Annotated in this window: 21 protein-coding genes and 1 tRNA gene; 9 read left to right on the top strand and 13 right to left on the bottom strand. The window is 59.1% G+C overall.

The genetic code is table 11. The features are described from left to right. Nucleotides 1–40: 40 nt before the first annotated feature. The 3 genes from accC to ACR0B3_RS12825 form a co-directional block, all read right to left on the bottom strand. Complete coding sequence (gene accC, locus ACR0B3_RS12835; protein ID WP_480809426.1) at nucleotides 41–1390, bottom strand: acetyl-CoA carboxylase biotin carboxylase subunit; 1350 nt, start codon at nucleotides 1388–1390, stop codon at nucleotides 41–43. 9 nt (nucleotides 1391–1399) lie between these two features. Then, entirely contained in the window at nucleotides 1400–1900 is a 501-nt protein-coding gene (gene accB / locus ACR0B3_RS12830; protein ID WP_480809425.1) for an acetyl-CoA carboxylase biotin carboxyl carrier protein, read from the bottom strand. A 150-nt stretch (nucleotides 1901–2050) separates the two neighbouring features. Next, nucleotides 2051–2587 carry a LuxR C-terminal-related transcriptional regulator gene (locus tag ACR0B3_RS12825; protein ID WP_170685897.1) on the bottom strand — a complete coding sequence of 179 codons (537 nt, stop codon included), beginning with the start codon at nucleotides 2585–2587 and terminating at the stop codon, nucleotides 2051–2053. A gap of 176 nt (nucleotides 2588–2763) precedes the next feature. Here ACR0B3_RS12825 and ACR0B3_RS12820 point away from each other — a divergent pair, with 176 nt between their 5' ends. From ACR0B3_RS12820 to ACR0B3_RS12800, 5 genes are all read left to right on the top strand, one after another. Then, nucleotides 2764–4059 (top strand): short-chain fatty acyl-CoA regulator family protein, encoded by a 1296-nt coding sequence (locus ACR0B3_RS12820; RefSeq protein WP_480809424.1) that lies wholly within the window; start codon nucleotides 2764–2766, stop codon nucleotides 4057–4059. Between the two features lie 78 nt (nucleotides 4060–4137). Continuing rightward, nucleotides 4138–4518 carry a response regulator gene (locus ACR0B3_RS12815; protein WP_170685895.1) on the top strand — a complete coding sequence of 127 codons (381 nt, stop codon included), beginning with the start codon at nucleotides 4138–4140 and terminating at the stop codon, nucleotides 4516–4518. Then, the gene (locus tag ACR0B3_RS12810; RefSeq protein WP_480809423.1) at nucleotides 4515–4820 is read left to right on the top strand and encodes a hypothetical protein; all 306 of its coding nucleotides are present in this window, start codon (nucleotides 4515–4517) and stop codon (nucleotides 4818–4820) included. The genes ACR0B3_RS12815 and ACR0B3_RS12810 overlap by 4 nt, the downstream gene beginning before the upstream one ends. Next, on the top strand, nucleotides 4808–7489 hold the full coding sequence (locus ACR0B3_RS12805; RefSeq protein ID WP_480809422.1) for an ATP-binding protein: 2682 nt from the start codon (nucleotides 4808–4810) through the stop codon (nucleotides 7487–7489). Before ACR0B3_RS12810 ends, ACR0B3_RS12805 begins: the two co-directional genes overlap by 13 nt. A gap of 77 nt (nucleotides 7490–7566) precedes the next feature. Further along, nucleotides 7567–8655 (top strand): FliM/FliN family flagellar motor C-terminal domain-containing protein, encoded by a 1089-nt coding sequence (locus ACR0B3_RS12800; protein ID WP_480809421.1) that lies wholly within the window; start codon nucleotides 7567–7569, stop codon nucleotides 8653–8655. Between the two features lie 12 nt (nucleotides 8656–8667). Here the strand turns inward: ACR0B3_RS12800 and ACR0B3_RS12795 are convergent, their stop codons facing one another. From ACR0B3_RS12795 to ACR0B3_RS12780, 4 genes are read right to left on the bottom strand one after another with little or no spacing between them, the layout of a single operon-like run. Further along, complete coding sequence (locus ACR0B3_RS12795; protein WP_480809420.1) at nucleotides 8668–9096, bottom strand: protein tyrosine phosphatase family protein; 429 nt, start codon at nucleotides 9094–9096, stop codon at nucleotides 8668–8670. Nucleotides 9097–9105: 9 nt separating this feature from the next. Next, nucleotides 9106–9537, bottom strand: coding sequence for a DUF6691 family protein (locus tag ACR0B3_RS12790; protein WP_480809419.1), 432 nt, complete (start codon nucleotides 9535–9537; stop codon nucleotides 9106–9108). Next, the gene (locus ACR0B3_RS12785; protein WP_480809418.1) at nucleotides 9537–9965 is read right to left on the bottom strand and encodes a YeeE/YedE family protein; all 429 of its coding nucleotides are present in this window, start codon (nucleotides 9963–9965) and stop codon (nucleotides 9537–9539) included. The genes ACR0B3_RS12790 and ACR0B3_RS12785 overlap by 1 nt, the downstream gene beginning before the upstream one ends. 19 nt (nucleotides 9966–9984) lie before the next feature. Further along, the gene (locus tag ACR0B3_RS12780; RefSeq protein WP_480809417.1) at nucleotides 9985–10848 is read right to left on the bottom strand and encodes an MBL fold metallo-hydrolase; all 864 of its coding nucleotides are present in this window, start codon (nucleotides 10846–10848) and stop codon (nucleotides 9985–9987) included. A gap of 241 nt (nucleotides 10849–11089) precedes the next feature. On the opposite strand from ACR0B3_RS12780, the gene ACR0B3_RS12775 reads away from it, so the two are divergent. After that, nucleotides 11090–11305 carry a hypothetical protein gene (locus ACR0B3_RS12775; protein ID WP_170685887.1) on the top strand — a complete coding sequence of 72 codons (216 nt, stop codon included), beginning with the start codon at nucleotides 11090–11092 and terminating at the stop codon, nucleotides 11303–11305. A gap of 9 nt (nucleotides 11306–11314) precedes the next feature. On the opposite strand, the gene ACR0B3_RS12770 is transcribed toward ACR0B3_RS12775, so the two are convergent. Next, nucleotides 11315–11533 carry a hypothetical protein gene (locus tag ACR0B3_RS12770; protein ID WP_170686115.1) on the bottom strand — a complete coding sequence of 73 codons (219 nt, stop codon included), beginning with the start codon at nucleotides 11531–11533 and terminating at the stop codon, nucleotides 11315–11317. Between the two features lie 145 nt (nucleotides 11534–11678). On the opposite strand from ACR0B3_RS12770, the gene ACR0B3_RS12765 reads away from it, so the two are divergent. After that, nucleotides 11679–11945, top strand: coding sequence for a DUF2312 domain-containing protein (locus tag ACR0B3_RS12765; RefSeq protein WP_170686114.1), 267 nt, complete (start codon nucleotides 11679–11681; stop codon nucleotides 11943–11945). A 10-nt stretch (nucleotides 11946–11955) separates the two neighbouring features. Here ACR0B3_RS12765 and ACR0B3_RS12760 read toward each other — a convergent pair whose 3' ends face one another. Then, nucleotides 11956–12831 carry a hypothetical protein gene (locus ACR0B3_RS12760; protein ID WP_480809416.1) on the bottom strand — a complete coding sequence of 292 codons (876 nt, stop codon included), beginning with the start codon at nucleotides 12829–12831 and terminating at the stop codon, nucleotides 11956–11958. 179 nt (nucleotides 12832–13010) lie between these two features. Here ACR0B3_RS12760 and ACR0B3_RS12755 point away from each other — a divergent pair. Continuing rightward, a tRNA-Thr gene (locus ACR0B3_RS12755) sits at nucleotides 13011–13086 on the top strand. A gap of 362 nt (nucleotides 13087–13448) precedes the next feature. Next, a complete protein-coding gene (locus ACR0B3_RS12750; protein ID WP_480809415.1) occupies nucleotides 13449–13691 on the top strand; it encodes a glycine zipper 2TM domain-containing protein in 243 nt (80 codons plus the stop codon). A gap of 272 nt (nucleotides 13692–13963) precedes the next feature. Here ACR0B3_RS12750 and ACR0B3_RS12745 read toward each other — a convergent pair whose 3' ends face one another. The 4 genes from ACR0B3_RS12745 to ACR0B3_RS12730 all read right to left on the bottom strand — a co-directional run bounded on the left by ACR0B3_RS12745 (nucleotide 13964) and on the right by ACR0B3_RS12730 (nucleotide 18749). After that, on the bottom strand, nucleotides 13964–14410 hold the full coding sequence (locus ACR0B3_RS12745; RefSeq protein ID WP_170733181.1) for a DUF4177 domain-containing protein: 447 nt from the start codon (nucleotides 14408–14410) through the stop codon (nucleotides 13964–13966). 98 nt (nucleotides 14411–14508) lie between these two features. Beyond that, nucleotides 14509–15747, bottom strand: coding sequence for a peptidase T (gene pepT / locus ACR0B3_RS12740; protein ID WP_480809414.1), 1239 nt, complete (start codon nucleotides 15745–15747; stop codon nucleotides 14509–14511). 153 nt (nucleotides 15748–15900) lie between these two features. Then, on the bottom strand, nucleotides 15901–17412 hold the full coding sequence (gene gatB / locus ACR0B3_RS12735; RefSeq protein ID WP_480809413.1) for an Asp-tRNA(Asn)/Glu-tRNA(Gln) amidotransferase subunit GatB: 1512 nt from the start codon (nucleotides 17410–17412) through the stop codon (nucleotides 15901–15903). A 77-nt stretch (nucleotides 17413–17489) separates the two neighbouring features. Beyond that, entirely contained in the window at nucleotides 17490–18749 is a 1260-nt protein-coding gene (locus ACR0B3_RS12730; RefSeq protein ID WP_480809412.1) for a hypothetical protein, read from the bottom strand. Nucleotides 18750–18854: the final 105 nt, after the last annotated feature.

The following is an 18854-nucleotide window of genomic DNA, read 5'->3' as shown; positions in this document are numbered from 1 at the left end:
CCTCGGGGCCGGAAGGCTGCCGCCTTCCGACCTCGTGTTCTTAGTCGGCCATGTTCTCCGCAAGCCAGTGCTCCAGCCAGTGGATGTTATAGTCACCGCTATGCAGATCGGGTTCCTGCAGAAGCGCGTGGAACAGCGGCACGGTGGTGTCGATGCCGTCGACGATCAGCTCTCCCAAAGCGCGTTCCAGACGGGCCAGCGCCTCGGCCCGGTCACGTCCTTGCACGATCAGCTTGGCAATCAGCGAGTCGTAATAGGGCGGGATCGAATACCCATCATACAGCGCCGAATCCATCCGCACACCCAGGCCACCCGGCGCGTGATACGCAGTGATCTTGCCGGGACAGGGCGAGAAGTTGGGCAGTTTTTCCGCGTTGATCCGAACTTCGATGGCGTGGCCATTTATTTCCAGATCATCCTGACCGAACGACATGTCCTCACCAGCAGCCACAAGGATTTGTTCGCGCACCAGATCGACGCCAAAGATGCCCTCGGTCACCGGGTGTTCGACCTGCAAACGGGTGTTCATTTCGATGAAGTAGAACTCGCCATTTTCATAGAGGAACTCGATGGTACCCGCGCCGATATAGTTGATCTTGGCGACCGCGTCGGCGCAGATCTTACCGATCTTCGCACGTTCTTCCGGGGTGATGCTTGGGCCGGGTGCTTCTTCAAACACTTTCTGGTGGCGACGCTGCAGCGAGCAATCGCGCTCACCCAGATGAACCGCCTTACCCTTGCCGTCGCCAAAGACCTGAATCTCGATATGGCGCGGGGTGGTCAGGTATTTCTCGATATAGACCTCGTCATTGCCAAAGGCAGCTTTGCCCTCGGCGCGTGCGGTCATGAAGGCGCTTTCCATCTCATCGGCGTTTTGCGCCACCTTCATGCCGCGACCGCCGCCACCGGCGGTGGCCTTGATGATGACGGGATAGCCGAATTCCTCACCGATGCGCTTGGCGTCGGCCAGCGTGGGGACACCACCGTCGGAACCCGGAACACAAGGAACCCCCAGTTCCTTCATCGTGTCCTTGGCGGTGATCTTGTCACCCATCACGCGGATATGTTCGGCGGTGGGGCCGATGAAGGTAATGCCGTGATCTTCGACGATCTGCACGAACTCGGCATTTTCAGACAGGAAGCCATAGCCCGGATGGATCGCCTGCGCGCCAGTGATTTCACAGGCCGAGATGATCGCGGGCACGGACAGATAGCTTTGCGGGCTGGGCGGAGGACCGATGCACACCGATTCGTCCGCCATGCGAACATGCATCGCGTCGCTGTCGGCGGTGGAATGCACGGCGACCGTCTTGATCCCCATTTCACGCGCGGCACGGATCACGCGCAGGGCGATCTCGCCTCGGTTGGCAATCAGGATTTTGTCGAACATGGGCCCGCCTTACTCAACGATGACCAGAGGCGTGCCGAATTCCACAGCATCGCCATCGCCGACCAGAATGCGCTTGATGGTGCCCGATTTGGGCGCGTGGATGTGGTTCATGGTCTTCATCGCTTCGACGATCAGCAGCGTGTCGCCTTCGGACACAGACGCACCGACACTGATGAACGAGGGCGCGCCGGGCTCGGGCTGCATATAAACAGTGCCCACCATGGGCGAGGTCACCGCGCCGGGGTGGCTGGCAGGATCGTCCACTGCAGCGGGGGCCTCGGCCGCAGCTGCTGCCGGTGCTGCAGCAGGGGCAGCGGCGGGTACTGCGGCAGGAACGGCAACCTGAACCGGTGCGGCAACAGCCTGCGTCGCGCGGCTGACGCGGACATTCAGGCTGTCGTCATCGCCATATTCGCGTTTAACCTGCAATTCGGTCAGGTCATTTTCGCGCAGCAGTTCGGCCAAAGCCTTGATAAACGCCACATCCGCTTCGTGTTTGGTATCTGTCATGAGTGTCCTCGAAGGTTCCCCTATGGCCCGTCTGTTCCCTGCGGGCTTGGTCTGATTACGCAGGGTTATAAGCCATGCGGTCGGCCATGAAAAGCGCCGTCTGAGCCTGTCAAATGGGGGTTTTTGCGTGAATTACGAGGGTCGGAGCGTTTACAGCGGTGTTCCCGACAGCTTTGCCACCAACTCGGGCAGTTTCCGGGCGCCGTATTTCTCAAGAAGCCGGGCGCGATAGGCCTCGATCGTGCGGTAACTGAGCCCCAGTTCAACACCGATTTCCTTGGCCGACAGGCCCCGGCAGGACAGGATCGCAACCTCGCGTTCACGGGTGGTCAGTTCAACCAGCGGGCGTTCTTCCGAGATGTCCGAAAAGCTCCAGATCCCGTGACGGAACGGATCGTCAGGCGTCAGCGACCGGCCCCGGGCACGGCACCAGAACAGATCGCCATCGCGCCGCCGCATCACCCGTTCGTCCGTGTAATAGCCGGTATCGCGCATCACCTGCAGGCTACGTGCGCCGATCCTCTCCCAATCCGCGACCGAGGGGTAGAGGTGCAGCAAAGGCATGTTGCGATAGTCCACCTCATCGCCGCCAAAGGTCCGCGCGAACTGCAGATTGCACCGGCGAATGATCCGGTTTTCCAGCTCGACAAGGCCAATGGGTGCGTATTCGAAGGCGGGATCGCTCATGCCCGTATGGTGACGGGAATTGCGCCGAAAGAGAAGGGCGCGCAGCTAGAATGAATTGGTTTCTTTCGATGTGTTTTGTTAAGGTTGTAAATCTTCTTTGAAAATTTTGCGTTAACAGTTAAAAATCATGAGGGTATTCTGCAAACCCAAGCGCAGCAGCCAAGGATGCGAACGCAATGCGAGACACCCTGACCGGCAGCCGGATACGCGAAAGGCGGCAAATCTCAGGGCTGCGACAGGCCGAACTGGCGCGACAGGTGGGCATATCAGCCTCGTATCTGAACCTGATCGAACACAATCGCCGCCGCATCGGGGGCAAGCTGTTGGTCGACATTGCCAGCGCTTTGTCGGTCGAGCCCTCATTGCTGACACAAGGGATTGAAGAGACGCTGATATCAGCCCTGCGCGAGGCAGCAGCGGATGCGGTCGGTCAAAAAGCCGAGGTTGATGGGCTGGAAGAGTTTGCTGGCCGCTTTCCCGGCTGGTCCGGTGTTCTGGCCCATATGCACCGCCGCGTAGTGTCGTTAGAGCGCACGGTGGAAATCTTGTCAGACCGGCTGACACATGACCCGCATCTGGCTGCCTCGATGCATGAGGTGCTATCAACCGCCGCTGCAATCCGTTCAACCGCCGCGATTCTGGCCGAACCCGGAGAGATCGAGCTGGAATGGCGCGACCGTTTCCATCGCAACCTGCATCAGGATGCAGAAAGGCTGGCCGAAAGCTCGAAGGCGCTGGTGACCTATCTTGACGACAGCGACGGGCAGCGCGATCTGCGCGGCATCCCGCTGGACGCGGTTGAGGCTTATTTTGCCGAACAGGGGTTCCATTTCCCTGCACTTGAGGCCGGCGGGCAAGCGGAGGATATCCCGCTTGAAGGGCTCGATTCTGCCGCCGCCAATGCAGTGGCCTCGGATTTGCTGGATCTCTACACCGCCGATGCGCGCGCCATGCCTCTGGATCAGGTGTGCGCGGCGCTTGATGCGGCGAACCCTGATCCGTTGGCTTTAGCGGCGATGTTTTCAGTGGATCTTTCTACGGTTCTCAGACGGTTGGCCTTTCTGCCCGAAGGCACACTGGCACGCCCAGCCGGGCTGGTGATCTGCGACGCATCCGGTAGCGTTCTGTTTTACAAACCCGCGCCGGGTTTTGCGCTGCCACGCCATGGTGAGGCTTGCCCGCTTTGGCCTTTGTTCACAGCCCTGAACCGGCCTCTGGTGCCCCTCCGCAAACGGGTCGTCCAGCTTGGCCGCACCGCTGCCGAGTTCGAGTGTTTCGCCATCGCGTCGCCGCAGCCCGCCGCGGAATTTGGGGCCGAGCCGGTCTACCGTTCGGTCATGCTGGTGCTGCCGGTTGAAGACATGGTGCAGCCTGCGGAACACGCGGCGCAGGTCGGGGCCAGTTGCCGGATTTGCCCCAAACGCCACTGCAGTGCGCGCCGCGAGCCATCGATCTTAAGTGAAGGGTTTTGACAGTTTCGTGACGCTGGGCGTAAGCTGGGTCTGACGGGTGGCCAGACGTGCAACCGGTCATGGGGAGGACATGCAAATATGAGCCGCAAGGTTCTGTTGATCGAGGATGAGCCCAACATCACCGAGGCGATCCGCTTTTTGCTGACGCGCGAGGGCTGGCAGGTGGAAACGCATGCCGAAGGGACCGATGCGGTGCAAGTGATTCTGACCGCGCGGCCTGATCTGGTGATACTGGATGTGATGTTGCCGGGAAAAAGCGGCATGGATGTGCTGCGCGATCTGCGCGAACACGCTGAGATGAAGGCGTTACCGGTCCTGATGCTGACCGCGCGCGGGCAGTCTCGTGATCGCGAGATGGCCGAACAAGCCGGGGTCAGCCGTTTCATGACCAAACCCTTCTCGAACACCGAGGTGCTGACCGCAGTGCGCGACCTGCATGCGCAGGCGTCCCAGTCATGAGCACGCCGGGCGACGGCAAGGTTCGTCCGTCCCTGTTTCTGGAAAGGCAAAGCTATCGTCGTCGCAGATTGGCAGATGCGGCGCGGTTGTTGCCCTTTTTGGGCGCCGCCCTGCTCGCGCTTCCTCTGCTCTGGCCCGATTACAGCTCTGGTCCCGAGGCGGTATCGCTGTCGACGGCCATGTTCTATATTTTTGCATGCTGGGGCGTTCTGATCCTGATCAGCGTGATCTTTGGCATTGCCGCCAGACGCATGACCGCCCGCGATACCGCCGAGCCCGAGGCCGAGACATGGCAACCCTGAATGTCCTGATTCTGGTCTGTCTGGGCTATGTGGTGCTGCTGTTTGGCGTGGCTTTCGCAGCGGATCGCGTTGCGGCACGCGGAGGCGGCAAATGGCTGCGGTCGCCGCTGATCTACACCCTGTCACTGTCAATCTACTGTACTGCCTGGACGTTTTATGGCGCGGTTGGCAATGCCGCGCGGTCCGGGCTGGAATTTGTGACCATCTATCTGGGCCCGACGCTGGTAATGGTCAGCTGGTGGTGGGGCTTGCGTAAGCTGGTGCGCATCGGGCGCAGTCAGCGCGTGACATCCATCGCTGACCTGATCTCGTCGCGCTATGGCAAGTCCAACACGCTGGCGGTCTGCGTGACCATTCTGGCGGTGCTGGGCGGCACGCCTTATATCGCGCTGCAATTGCAGTCGATCACGCTGTCATTCTCGATCTTTGCCGAGGCCGATCCCACCGGTCTCTACCGCGAAGGCTCCAGCGTGTTCTGGGTGGCCGCCGGGTTGGCCGTCTTCGCCATCCTCTTCGGGACGCGCAATCTGGACGCAAATGAGCGCCACCACGGTGTCGTTACTGCTATCGCGTTGGAATCGGTGGTGAAACTCTTCGCCCTGCTGGCTGTCGGCATCTTTGTCGTCTGGGGCATCGCTGGGGGATTGGGGCCGATGATGGACCAGATTGACGCCTCCGAGATCGGCCAGTGGCATGTGGACGCTGGACGCTGGACCACCTTCATCTTCCTCTCGGCTGCCGCCTTTGTCTGCCTGCCGCGGATGTTTCAGGTCATGGTGGTTGAGAATGATGATGAAAGCCACCTGCGCACCGCCGCCTGGGCTTTTCCGCTTTACCTGCTGCTTATGAGCCTTTTCGTGGTGCCCATCGCCGTGGTGGGGCTCGACCTGATGCCCGAAGGCTCAAACCCCGATCTGTTCGTGCTGACCGTTCCGCTGTCGCAAGGCAATGATTGGCTGGCAATGCTGTCCTTCATCGGCGGGTTTTCCTCGGCCACGTCGATGGTGATCGTGACAGCCATGGCGCTGTCGACGATGGTGTCGAACCACGTGGTCATGCCGATCTGGCTGAATACACAGGAAGGCACGGCGTCAGTCTCGGGCGATGTGCGCACCATTGTTCTGATGGCGCGGCGGGTTTCGATCGCCGTGATCATGGCGCTGGGTTATTTCTACTACAGCCTGTCAGGCGGCGGGGCCGCGCTGGCCTCAATCGGCTTGGTCGCCTTTGCAGGGATTTCCCAAATCCTTCCCGCGTTGGTTGGCGGCCTGTTCTGGCGTGGCGCTACACGAACCGGGGCGCTCGTCGGGCTCAGCGTCGGGTTTTTCCTGTGGATTTACACGCTGCTTCTGCCCGGAATGGGCGGCGGCATCATCCCGGCTTCGGTGATCGTAAACGGCCCCTTCGGTTGGAGCTGGCTACGCCCACAGGCGCTGTTCGGGATCGAAGGGATCGATCCAATGGTGCACACAGTCATGTGGTCGATGTCGTTGAACACAATTGCCTTCTGCGTCGCCTCGATGCTCAGCTTTCCCAGCCCGCTGGAACGGCTGCAAGGCGCGCAGTTCGTCAATGTTTTTGATCATTCGGTGGCACCGCGTGGCTGGACCGGCTCGGTCGCGCAAAGCGAAGACCTGATGATCATGACCCAGCGAATTCTTGGCACCATCCCAGCGCAGGTGTTCTTTCAGGCCGAGGCCGAGCGCCAGAATGGCCGCCCCGGACGGCTGCCGGAACCAACACCACAATTTCTGGAACGCCTTGAGCGCGAACTCAGCGGCTCGGTCGGGGCCGCGACCGCTCATGCGATGATCGGGCAGATCGTGGGCGGCGCGTCTGTGTCGGTCGAAGACCTGCTGGCCGTGGCCGACGAATCCGCACAAATGCTGGAATATTCCAGCCAGCTTGAGGCGAAATCAACCGAGCTCAGCCGCACCGCGCGGCAGCTGCGCGAGGCAAATGCCAAGCTTACGCAGGTCTCGATGCAAAAAGACGCGTTCCTCAGCCAGGTCAGCCATGAGTTGCGCACGCCGATGACGTCGATCCGCGCCTTTTCCGAGATCATGCGTGATACGGGCGGCCTGAGCGAAGAGGAACAGACCCGCTATGCCGCGATCATTCATGACGAAGCGCTACGCCTGACGCGGTTGCTTGACGATCTGCTGGACCTGAGCGTTCTTGAAAGCGGGCAGGTCAGCCTGAACATGGGCGAAGCAACGCTGAGTGAGGTGCTGGATCGCGCCGTTTCAAGCGCGCTGGCAGGCAGTGATCGCAAAATCGGCGTGCGACGAATCCGTGCCAGCGAACGCATCCCGCTGCACACTGATCTGGACCGGCTTGGTCAGGTGTTTATCAACCTGATTTCGAATGCCCAAAAATACTGCGACGCGGAAGAGCCGGTGCTGACGATATCAGCCCATGATGTTGGCGGGCAGCTGGTGATCGATTTCGTTGACAACGGCGGTGGCATCCCGGTCGAGGCGCAATCGATGGTGTTCGAGAAGTTCGCCCGCGTCGGCTCGGACAAGGCGGGTGGGGCCGGGCTGGGTCTGGCGATCTGTCGCGAAATCATGCAGCGCCTCGGCGGCGAGGTCGCGTATCTGCCCGGGCAGGGCGGGGCCGCCTTCCGCGTCAGCCTACCGCTCGCCTACCGTCAGGCCGCGCAATAAGGCTGTCATAAAGACATTCGTAACGGTCTGCAGGTTACACCTTTCTCCGGAGTATTCTTGAACGGCAGAGCGGGGCGATGACCAAATCAGCATTGGCACGCAAACTTTCGGCGGGGCAAGGCGGCGTTGATACGCCCAGATCAATACTGCGCGCCTTGCGTCTGGGTTTGGCGCGCGCAGCCGGTGATGGCATAGGGCTTGCGCTGGCGGTCATCGGGGCAAAACAGGCGGTGCGCGCGCAGGAAGACGTGGCCGCGCGCTTGAACCAGGGCTGGCTGATGCTGATTTTCGGCTCGGATCAGGGCAACGTGGCGGCTGTGTGTCTGGACCCAGGGTGCGTGTCCGCAGTGGTTCAGCAGCAGACGATCGCGATGGTATCTTCTGATCCGCCGACTGAACGCGCGTTTACCGATACCGACGCCGCCATGGTTGCCCCACTGCTCGAGGATATGTTGGGTCGGGCCCAAAAACTGGTCGAATCCCCGGCGGATATGGCCAGCCTGTCGGGATATGAGTTCACGACGCGGGCCGAAGATCGACGCAACCTGACCCTTGCGCTGGTGGACGAGGCATATCGGGTATTCGATCTGACGGTTGAGCTGGCAGGCGGCAGCCGACAAGGTGAAGTTTGCATCCTGTTGCCCGAACGGCCGCCCGCGGACGACGAGCAGGCAGCAGATATCGCCGACACGGGTATGAATCTGGATCAGGCATCCGGGGTTATGCGCGCCGAACTGAACGCCCTGATCAGCCGTATGTCATTGCCGCTCACCGCTCTATCAGAGCTTTGTGTCGGGGATGTACTCCCGTTGCAAGATGCGTGTGTGGATCGGGTCGAAGTTCTGGCAATCGACCGCACCCGCACGGCGGTCGGACGTCTGGGTCAATGTGGAGGAATGCGCGCGGTTCGGATCAATGAACAGAACCCTGTTCCGACATTGCTTGCCAAAGAGGACCAGAACTTTCTTGCCGGTAAGACAAGCGCCAAGCCCATGCCCGAAGATGAGGCAATGCCATCCCTTCTGGACGATGAAATTTCAACCCAGGATCTGACGTTGGATGAGGCGATGATGGACCCAGACGATTTACTGTCCACCACCGCCGATCAGCGGGTCGCCGAGATTTCGCATCTGGCCGGATTGCCAGCGCCCGGGGGCGATGGCTGACCCCGAAATCGTTTAGTCTTGCACGCGCAGCTGTTCAAGCGTGGGGCGCAGCCCGTCCAGCGCATATCCCGCCTTGCCGGTCGCATCCAGGATTTCATCCGGGCTCAACTGGTCGCATTGTCCGAGTGCCCAGACCACCGAACACCGGGTGCCGGACGCGCAATAGGCCAAAACCGGGCCGCTGCAGCTTTCGGCCAGATCGCGTTGCAGCGCGACATTTTCGGGCGTCATGGTCTGATGCGTCAGTTCCAGAACTTCGTATTCCATTCCGGCATCGCGCACGGCCTGCCCGATGGCATCGGATTGCTGCTCGGGCGGCACCTCGGAATTTGGGCGGTTGCAGATCACCTTGACGAAACCTGCCTCGGCGATGGCTGGCACATCCTCAACCGTGATCTGGGGTGAGACGGCATAGCGGGGGGTAATCGGTCGAATCTCCATGGCACTTGCTTAGGCTGCGTTCGCCATCCTGTCCAGTTGCGCGCCGAGCGTCGGCGCCGCCAACATGCCCGCAATCATCGCGATCAGGAACACAATACCGCCAACGCCCCCATATGTCAGCGAGGCCATTGCCGGGCCGGGGCATAAACCGGCCAATCCCCAACCAACCCCGAACAATACCGACCCCACGATCAGGCGGCGATCCAGTTCGATTTGAGGCGGGGCAGGGAACTGTCCACCCACAACAGGAACCCTGTTCCGCGTCAGCCGCCAGGCAATCAGCATAGGCAGGATCGCTCCGCCCATGACAAAGGCCAATGTCGGATCCCAATTGCCGAACACATCCAGCCACCCCTGCACCTTGGTGGTGTCGGTCATGCCCGAGATCAAAAGCCCGGTGCCGAACAACGATCCGGCGAGAAAGGCAAACAAACTGCGCATCAGATCACCCCCAAAGCATGGCGAAACAGCGCAACCGTCAGCCCACCGGCAAGGATGTAGAACACCGTCGCAACAATCCCGCGCAGCGAGAACCGGGAGATTCCACAAACACCATGACCCGACGTGCAGCCATTGGCGATCCGCGTGCCCGCCCCAACCAGCAGCCCCGCAAGGATCACGATTGCGAAATCCGGGGTCAGATGAGTCTCGGTCTGCGGCGCAATCAGCGGGCGCAGCAGAAAAGGCATCCCGATCAAGCCACCGACAAAGGCCAATCGTTCGGTCATTGCGCTGCGATCACTGCGCGCGACCAGCCTGCCCAGAATGCCGCTGGCCCCCATGATCCGTCCGTTGCACAGCAGGTAAACGGCGGCACCCAGCCCGATCAGCAGACCACCCGCCAGACCCCAAATCCACTCGATATTCATTGGCTCGATTGCCCTCTTATCACAGCTTGTTGACAGGAATTTTCATGAAAACATCACCCTGTTCATCTGCTGGCGGCATCTGACCAGCCCGCATATTGACCTGCAGCGAGGGCAAGATCAGGCGCGGCATCGCGAGGGTTGCGTCGCGCGCATCCCGCATCTCAACGAACTCTTCAACGCTGCGGCCCTGACCGATATGCACGTTCAAAGCCTTCTGTTCACCCACCGTCGTCTCCCACGCGTATTCATCTCGACCGGGCGCCTTGTAATCATGTCCGACATAAATCCGGGTCTCGTCGGGCAATGACAGGATCTTCTGGATCGAGGCAAAAAGATCCGCTGACGACCCACCCGGAAAATCGCACCGCGCGGTGCCGAAATCCGGCATGAACAGCGTATCGCCGACAAAGGCCGCATCGCCGATCACATAGGTCATGCAAGCGGGCGTATGGCCCGGCGTGTGCATGACATCCCCGCGCATCTGGCCAATGTGAAAGCTCGACCCTTCGGCAAACAGCGCATCAAACTGGCTGCCATCACGCTGAAACTCGGTGCCTTCGTTGAAGACCTTTCCAAAAGTGTCCTGAACCACCACGATGTTTTCGCCAATCCCGATCTTGCCGCCCAGCTTCTCCTGCAGGTAGGGGGCCGCCGACAGGTGATCGGCATGGACATGGCTTTCCAAAACCCACTCGACCTTAAGCTCCTTCGCCGTCACATAGTCCACAATCTGATCGGCTGAACCGGTGTCGGTCCGACCTGAGGCGTGATCGAAATCCAGCACGCTGTCGATGATCGCGCAGGCTTGTCCTTCAGGTTCCTGCACCACGTATGAGACGGTGAACGTCTGCGGGTCGAAAAAGGCTTTCACAATGGGCGTCATGGGGTCCTCCGTTCAGCTTTCATACATATATCAATAGTGGAATGTGTTTAAAGTGCCAAATCACGAATTGATGTCTGTCAAAGCAATCACTGTAATTTGAGCGTATGCTTTGAGCGACCCAAGGCATAGTGTCGGTTTTTCTTCCGATTAGGCAAGATTTCGCGATGTTTTGGCCCGGTCTCGTGCTCGTCTTAAACTCGTTACCTATATCGGGCACACTTGCACCATACGGGAGGATGAAATGACTGCTCAGGATCTTTTTACCGAAGCGGAACGGCTTGAACAAAAGTTGAATGGTGCGTGTCTCGAAACCCGGCTCGCGCTTCAGCCTCGTGTCAGCATGGTTTTGGATAAGATGCGTGCGCAACGTGTCGAGATACCCGCGCGCCTGCGCCGTTTGGATGCCGCCCTGTGCGAAGATGCATTGGAGGCGCGGTTCGACAATATGCCGATCTGATCGATCCGGTTATCCCAGCGAAATCCCGAGGATAACCATCATAAGCCCAAGTACCGACAGAAACAGCGACGCCAGATTCCACGGCAAGACGCCTTGAACTGCGGCGCGCAATTCATCATCCGTCAGGTTGGCCTTGCGTGCTTTCATCACCCGCAGGATGCACCAGACCAGTCCGATCAACCCGGCCACAGACAGGGCGGCCCCGCCCCAGACGATAATGTCGAACATGTTGTCTACGCTCACCCTTTGAACCCGAGACCGCGCTTATCGGATCAGCGCAGGGCAGACAAGCCCGCCGCGCAGAATGCCTGCTTGCGGTCGGGTCGGTGCCGATGTATCCGGCATCTATTTTCAGCCTTTGGGAGAGACGCAGATGGAAGACATCACCGAAGATCAGGCCGCAGCCAACTACCGAGTGACCGCAGGCGAGCTGCGCCAGTTCATCGAACGGTTCGAGCGTCTTGAAGCCGAAAAGAAAGACATCGCCGACCAGCAGAAAGAGGTCATGGCCGAGGCCAAGGCCCGCGGCTACGACACCAAGGTCATGCGCAAAGTCGTCGCGCTGCGCAAACGCGACAAGGATGACATCGCCGAGGAAGAGGCGGTCTTGGAGATGTACAAAGAAGCGCTGGGCATGTAGCCCCTGCCGCTCAGGGTTTCAGAAACCGGATATCTGGCATGGTTTGCAGCCGCGCCAGATCCTGCTCGTATAGCTCGGTAAAGGCCGCAAGGATATCCTCGTTCCAGCCGGGCAATTCCACTTCTTCTTCAATCGCCTCGGTCAGCGCCTGCTGCTGAAAAACCTGCGCCAGCCTTCCTCTGAGCATTGGATCATTGGGGGCAGCCTGCTGCTCCAACAAGCTCTGGATTTCCTTTTTGCCCACTTCCGTGACCAGCGAAGACAGCAGCGCGTATTCCTGCGCAAACGGAGCATCTTCTGGCAGTCCGACCATAGCGCGCGCGATGTCACCAAGGATCAGCGGAGAATCCTCGTTGCTCCACAAGGTGATTTTGACGTCCGGCGCAAGGTCGCGAATATCCTCGATCATCGCAAGCCAACTCAGGCAGCTCAGGTCGGTGGTCGACAGGATATGCGCGCGTTCCGGTGCCGATAGCAACATCAGCACCTTTGGAATAAAGCTGCCGGGATTGCGCAGACCCACGAACAGTTCCACCGTCGAGTCGCTGAACAGTTGGTCCAGATAGGCCATCCGCTGCCCGGCATTGGCATAGAACTGCCCGTCCATGATGATCGAAGCCCGCTCGCCCAGATACAGCGCGCTTGACAGGATCGCCCGGTCCACCTGTTGCCCCTTTGGGAACAGTTTCTGAAACCGCGCCAGCGTATCCTGACGCGATGGTCGGTCGGCCGAGGGTTTCAACGCCGGGCGAAAGATTTTTCGGAACGGCCGAAGCCCCCAGAACGCAACATGGTTTTCACCAACAACCTGCGCATTTGCTTGCAGAAGGCCGAGCAACTCATCGTGATCCGTAAAGTGCGCGCCGGCCTGGATGACCATCTGCATTTCGTAAACGTCCTTACCTGGGGCCGAATTGCCATTTGGGTTACAACCTGTCCCCGGGGCAGTCAAATTCGGAAAGGGCCTGATCTCATCGCTATCCTAAGGCAAATCATCACAAAGTTAAGATGACCCCAAATTTCGGGCTTGCAGTCCTGGGTCCGAAACATTAATCGACACCCAGCGCCCCTATAGCTCAGCTGGTAGAGCAACTGATTTGTAATCAGTAGGTCCGCGGTTCGAGTCCGTGTGGGGGCACCATCTTACATCTGCACCTATGTTTATATGCTCCATCTGGCTCGCGACCCATGTTGTGTCGGGGGAAACATAGGGGAACTAAAGACTTAGTTGTCGCGCTTTATTGTGCCTTAATAACTTACCGAGATGTTCCGCGCTCATCGCCCATTTCCCACAAAATGCGGCCAGTCCAATGTCGGGGTTTATCAGGAACCCGGCCCCCGCAATCTTAGGAAACCAACAAAAATCGCGCGAAGCCCTTGTCCCTTGGTCTTCTTTATTAAGTTTTGATTAAACTCAAATCGAACAGACGCTGAAACCTTGTACGCTAGACTGATCAAAGCCACCTAATCAGATAACTATTTGGTATTTGAGAGGCAATCGAGATGAACAAAGCACTGATAACCTGTGCGCTTGCGACCTCACTGCTCTTGGCTGCTTGCGGGGCTCCGACGACGCCAACTCAGGCGCAAGTACAGCATGACGCTCGCTGTGCTGCCGGAATCCTTGGTGGCGCTGCCCTTGGGGGAGTCGTTGGAAATCGGTTCGGTGGCGGTACAGGTAAGACACTCGCGACTGCAGCAGGTGCAGGCGTTGGGATGTATGCAGGCCAGGCAGCGTGCAATTAACAACCTTGCAGTAAACCCTCGTACCCCAGCCTTGTTTTGCTCCGCAAATATTGGCTTCGCAGGACATTTAGGTCCCCTTGTCTGGTGGCTGCGCGCCAAGTTTCGCAGGTGTGCGAAATGCAAGGTCAGTTGGCTTAGCAGCAACACCCTAACTGCGTTGTTTCTCGCCAATGGGGTTCGCGGGTCGGAACTGACAAAGCATAACCGTTATGGGGGCAGGGTATCAGTGCCTTGCCCCTTCATGCGGTGTCTTTCGGTTGATTGTTATCCAATCACGACCCGGATGGGCGCACTTGCTCGGGGTGCTCGTCCTCGGCCACCACCTCGTCCGAAGGTTTCAGAGACAAGGGCGGGTCCTCAGGCTCTTCCGATATCGGGGCGGGGGCGGCAGGTGTTTTGGCCAATACCTCCTCGGGGCCTGGAACTGCGCGCGCGGTTGGGGCGGTGCCCTCATCCACAGGTTCGGTCTGTTCGGGTTCTTCCAGCGCTATTGCCCGACGAAACACCAGAACATTCCGCCAGTTGGTCGTCGATCCGGTCAGGCCCGAACGTTCTTCGCTGGGCAGCAGTTCGGCGCGTTGGTATTCCCAGCCGTCCTGACCCAACTGGTTCAGCAATTGCTCGATCGAGGTGGCAAACCGGCTCTCGGGCGTTTTAACGCCTTTCGCTTTGGTGCCTTTTTGCGGAGCGGGGACAACTTTGTATTCGTAGCGCTGCATCAATTGGTCCTGATTGCCTGACCCGGTCAAATTAACATTTTGGCAGGCGGGTGAAAGCCAAGATCACGCATTGGCGAATTTCGGCCCGTACTGTTGCCTTAGCTCCGCGCTGCCTTGCTGACCAGCGACAGGCAGGTTTCGGTCGCAACCGCCATATCCTGGACCGAGATCCACTCCAGCGGGCCGTGAATGCACTGCATGCCCGTAAAGATATTCGGCGTTGGTGTGCCGAACTCGGTCAGGCGCGAGCCGTCGGTGCCACCCCGGATCGGGACAGATACGGGCTCGATCCCCTGTTCCCGACAAGCGTCGCGCGCCAGATCGACCGGGGTCATGTCCTTTTCCAGCCAATAACGCATGTTGCGGTACTGATGACTGATATCGCAGGTGATGGTCGCACGTGGTTCGGTCGCCTGCACGGCGGCGCAGACCTGACGGACAATATCGCGCTGGGCTTCCAACGCCTCCATCTCGAAATCGCGCAGGATCAGCTTGATCTCCATCTCGGATGAGCCGCCATTCATGTCGGTCACATGGATGAACCCTTCGCGCCCGTCTGTCACTTCGGGCGTCATCGTCGCCTGAGGCAAGGTCTGCACGATCTTTGCCGCCAGGTGCGCCGCGTTTACCATTTTGTCTTTGGCCAATCCGGGGTGGATCGACACACCGGTGATCTTGATCACCGCGCGGTCGGCCGAGAAGCTTTCATATTCGATCTCACCCAGTTCCTGCCCGTCCAGCGTATAGGCGAAATCCGCGCCCAGATCTTTGGGCAACTGTTCGGTAACACCGCGTCCGATCTCTTCATCGGGTGTAAAGGCAATGCGAATCGGGCCGTGGGGCAAGTCTTTGTTCTCCAGCAAGTGCCGCGCCATCGTCATCAGAATCGAAACGCCCGCTTTGTCATCGGCCCCCAGCAGGGTTGTTCCCGACGCGGTGATCAGATCATGCCCGATCTTCTCGGCCAGATAGGGGTGTTCTTCGGGCGACAGCACCAGATCAGAATCATCGGGGAAGGTAATGTCACCGCCATTATACCCTTTGATCACCCGAGGCTTCACGCCGGTTGCATTGAACTGAGGCGCGGTGTCCACATGCGCCAGAAATCCGATCGTCGGTCCGTCGGCCGTACCGGGGATGGTGGCCACGACAACGCTGTCGCCGGTCATCTGAACGTCTTGCGCACCTATCTCGGTCAACTCTTGCCGCAACAGGTTCAGCATGTCGAACTGGATTTCGGTGCTCGGGGTCGAAGGCGAGGTCTCATCGCTCTGACTGTCGAGCGCCGCATAGCGTACCAGCCGGGTTTCCAACTCCTGATCGAAACGATTTTTCATGACGGCTCACCTCTCTGATTTGAGGGGATGAGAATGCGCATTCGGGCGCTGAGTCAAGCCGATGGCTTGCCCCAATACCGGTCTCGAAAATTAAGTTTTCGTTATGTACAAGTCGAACAAACCCCTGTTCGGGGTTTGTACAACTCGGAAGATTTATGAACCCAGCTTCTTGCTGACCAATTCGTTAACGGCCTTCGGGTTGGCCTTGCCGCCGGTGGCCTTCATCACCTGACCGACGAACCAGCCAGCCAGTTTCGGGTTCACCTTGGCCTTCTCGACCTGTGCCGGATTGGCGGCGATGATCTCGTCCAAAGCGGCCTCGATGGCGCCAGTGTCAGTCACCTGTTTCATGCCGCGATCCTCGACGATTTTCGCAGGGTCGCCGCCTTCGGTATAGACAATCTCGAACAGGTCCTTGGCTATTTTGCCCGAAATGGCATCAGACGAAATCAGATCGATGATCCCACCCAACTGAGCGGGGGACACCGGAGACTCGGTGATGTCATGATCTTCTTTTTTCAACCGGCCAAACAGCTCGTTGATCACCCAGTTCGCAGCCAGTTTGCCGCTGCGTCCCCCGGCGACCTCCTCGAAGTAAGCAGCCGATTCCACCTCGGCGGTCAGTACCGAAGCGTCATAGTCGGTCAGTCCGAACTCACTGATAAAACGCGCTTTTTTGTCGTCTGGCAGTTCGGGCAGCTTGGCGGCGATGTCATCCACCCACGCCTGTTCGATTTCTAGCGGCAGCAGGTCAGGGTCCGGGAAATAGCGATAATCATGCGCCTCTTCCTTGGACCGCATCGAGCGTGTCTCGCCCTTGTCCGGATCATACAGGCGCGTTTCCTGATCGATGGTACCGCCGCCTTCGACGATGGCGATCTGGCGGCGGGCTTCGACCTCAATCGCCTGCTGGATAAAGCGCATCGAGTTCATGTTCTTGATCTCGCAACGTGTGCCCAGATGCGAAAAGTCCTGTGTTTCCTGATACTTCTCGTAAGCACCCGGCAAACAGATCGAAACGTTTACGTCCGCCCGCAGGTTGCCGTTCTGCATGTTGCCGTCGCAGGTGCCTAAATAACGCATGATCTGACGCAGCTTGGCGATATAGGCGGCAGCCTCTTCAGGACCACGAATATCGGGGCGCGAAACGATCTCCATCAGGCACACACCGGTCCGGTTCAGGTCGACAAAGGACATATGCGGGTCCATGTCGTGGATCGATTTGCCCGCGTCCTGCTCCATGTGGATACGCTCGATCCGTACCATGCGCGCGGTGCCATCACCCATCTCGACCAGCACTTCGCCTTCGCCTACAATAGGCTGATAAAGCTGAGAAATCTGGTAGCCCTGCGGCAGGTCAGGGTAGAAATAGTTCTTGCGGTCAAACGCCGATTTCAGGTTGATATCAGCTTTCAAACCCAGCCCGGTGCGCACAGCCTGTTCCACGCAATACTCGTTGATCACCGGCAGCATTCCCGGCATCGCGGCGTCCACGAACGCCACGTTCGAATTCGGCTCGGCACCGAATTGGGTCGACGCGCCCGAGAACAGCTTGGCATTGGATGAGACCTGAGCGTGCACCTCCATCCCGATCACCAGTTCCCAATCGTGCTTGGCCCCGGCAATGGTTTTGGGTTTGGGCATTTCGTATGTCAGGTCGAGCATGGCGCGCCTCATTTCCGCAGAAGTCTAAGCCTGCGTATTAGGCCCGGCGCGCCAAAGGGGCAAGGGGCAAAGGCGCTTTAGCTCTCTGAGAATTGCAGCCCCGTCGGCGTGAAGGTCACGCTTTGGCCGCTGCGCAGCTCATCCCGCAGCTGATTGGCAATGGCCTTCAGCGCGTCTCGGCGACCGCGTGCAGCGAAACGCTCGGTCGAGTTGACGCGCAGACTGTTGTTGAACCCGTTCGCCGCATGGGCCCAGATCAAGGGGTGCAGCTCGGTCAGGTGATCGCGAATAAGCCAGTTTGCGGCTTCGCATATCTGCTTACGCGCGATATCAGCTTTTGGATTCTGGCCCATTCGGTTTTGCAATGTGACCGAACAATAGGCCGCCAACAGATTGATGGTCGGCTGATCCGGGCGGCGCGCAACGATATCGCGCAAGCCCTCCAGGAAATACTCGACATCCACCCGCGCGCACGCTTCGTCATCCAATGCAATGGCGTCGAATTGCACCCAGGTATAGCCCCCAGCCCCCCAGATGTTTTGCGTGCGCGCGGCGTTGCGCAAAGCCTGAACCTCAAGCTCTTCATAGCTACCGAACCAGCGAGGCAGCAGATGGCTACCCATCGCGCGCATGTGGCGGTGGTTCTGTGGGTCGAGCGTGATCAGCGCCTCGTATTTGTCCGCGACGCGAGTGCGCGGGTCCACGTGGCCGGCCAGCAACGCACAGTCTGCGGCAGCGATTGCAGGGCTGTCCGGCAATGCCGCGCGGCAGAGTGGCAGCAGCGCGGCGGCGCGGTCAAAATGCGCCGCACAGCGGGATTGATGCAGGGCTGGCAAGGTATCGGGATGCGCCGTCCCACGCCAGGCCCAGGCAAGATCAATATGGGCGAGAGCAACCACCAGCGTGATCATCGGATCGTCGGGATGGTTTTGTATCTCAGATTCCAGTTCGGAAATCCCACCCAGAAGATTATAGTCTGACAGTTCTTTGTGGTCCGATAGCGCATGTTCCGTTGCCAAAACCACATCCGAACGGGCCCCAAAAGCCAGTAAATCGGCAATTGGCTGTCCGCAAGGTGTGGACCTGCGGCCCTCATCTGCGGCGCGCATTTCTTGTGAAAGCTCTGCCCACAGATCCTGCCGCGCCAAATAGCGGCCCCGTTCGATGACCTTGTGGCCGATCGCTTCATCCGCATTCGTTTCAGCAATCGGAATGTTCAACTGCCCAGATGCAACAAGCCATGCGGTGGCATCGGCAACCGACGCTGGCAGAGGCGTTGAGGTGGGATCAGTAGAACCGAAAATACGGGCGGCAAATGCCTTCAAAGACCAAAACATGGCAAAACTCGAACTGGAACAAACTTGTAACCCGTCCAGTTTGCCAAAAATTACACTCAAATCAAGCGTGCGTCGCTTTGAACCCAGGATTCGAGGGCCAATTGC

The sequence above is a fragment of the Ruegeria sp. CE9 genome (assembly GCF_056537425.1).
Note: the sequence above shows the minus strand (reverse complement) of the source record. Positions and strands in the feature narration are given on the sequence as shown.

Coding starts and splice junctions, on each gene's coding strand:
- accC (WP_480809426.1), bottom strand. CDS start 1,390: ATGTTCGACAAAATCCTGATTGCCAACCGAGGCGAGATCGCCCTGCGC.
- accB (WP_480809425.1), bottom strand. CDS start 1,900: ATGACAGATACCAAACACGAAGCGGATGTGGCGTTTATCAAGGCTTTG.
- ACR0B3_RS12825 (WP_170685897.1), bottom strand. CDS start 2,587: ATGAGCGATCCCGCCTTCGAATACGCACCCATTGGCCTTGTCGAGCTG.
- ACR0B3_RS12820 (WP_480809424.1), top strand. CDS start 2,764: ATGCGAGACACCCTGACCGGCAGCCGGATACGCGAAAGGCGGCAAATC.
- ACR0B3_RS12815 (WP_170685895.1), top strand. CDS start 4,138: ATGAGCCGCAAGGTTCTGTTGATCGAGGATGAGCCCAACATCACCGAG.
- ACR0B3_RS12810 (WP_480809423.1), top strand. CDS start 4,515: ATGAGCACGCCGGGCGACGGCAAGGTTCGTCCGTCCCTGTTTCTGGAA.
- ACR0B3_RS12805 (WP_480809422.1), top strand. CDS start 4,808: ATGGCAACCCTGAATGTCCTGATTCTGGTCTGTCTGGGCTATGTGGTG.
- ACR0B3_RS12800 (WP_480809421.1), top strand. CDS start 7,567: ATGACCAAATCAGCATTGGCACGCAAACTTTCGGCGGGGCAAGGCGGC.
- ACR0B3_RS12795 (WP_480809420.1), bottom strand. CDS start 9,096: ATGGAGATTCGACCGATTACCCCCCGCTATGCCGTCTCACCCCAGATC.
- ACR0B3_RS12790 (WP_480809419.1), bottom strand. CDS start 9,537: ATGCGCAGTTTGTTTGCCTTTCTCGCCGGATCGTTGTTCGGCACCGGG.
- ACR0B3_RS12785 (WP_480809418.1), bottom strand. CDS start 9,965: ATGAATATCGAGTGGATTTGGGGTCTGGCGGGTGGTCTGCTGATCGGG.
- ACR0B3_RS12780 (WP_480809417.1), bottom strand. CDS start 10,848: ATGACGCCCATTGTGAAAGCCTTTTTCGACCCGCAGACGTTCACCGTC.
- ACR0B3_RS12775 (WP_170685887.1), top strand. CDS start 11,090: ATGACTGCTCAGGATCTTTTTACCGAAGCGGAACGGCTTGAACAAAAG.
- ACR0B3_RS12770 (WP_170686115.1), bottom strand. CDS start 11,533: ATGTTCGACATTATCGTCTGGGGCGGGGCCGCCCTGTCTGTGGCCGGG.
- ACR0B3_RS12765 (WP_170686114.1), top strand. CDS start 11,679: ATGGAAGACATCACCGAAGATCAGGCCGCAGCCAACTACCGAGTGACC.
- ACR0B3_RS12760 (WP_480809416.1), bottom strand. CDS start 12,831: ATGCAGATGGTCATCCAGGCCGGCGCGCACTTTACGGATCACGATGAG.
- ACR0B3_RS12750 (WP_480809415.1), top strand. CDS start 13,449: ATGAACAAAGCACTGATAACCTGTGCGCTTGCGACCTCACTGCTCTTG.
- ACR0B3_RS12745 (WP_170733181.1), bottom strand. CDS start 14,410: ATGCAGCGCTACGAATACAAAGTTGTCCCCGCTCCGCAAAAAGGCACC.
- pepT (WP_480809414.1), bottom strand. CDS start 15,747: ATGAAAAATCGTTTCGATCAGGAGTTGGAAACCCGGCTGGTACGCTAT.
- gatB (WP_480809413.1), bottom strand. CDS start 17,412: ATGCTCGACCTGACATACGAAATGCCCAAACCCAAAACCATTGCCGGG.
- ACR0B3_RS12730 (WP_480809412.1), bottom strand. CDS start 18,749: ATGTTTTGGTCTTTGAAGGCATTTGCCGCCCGTATTTTCGGTTCTACT.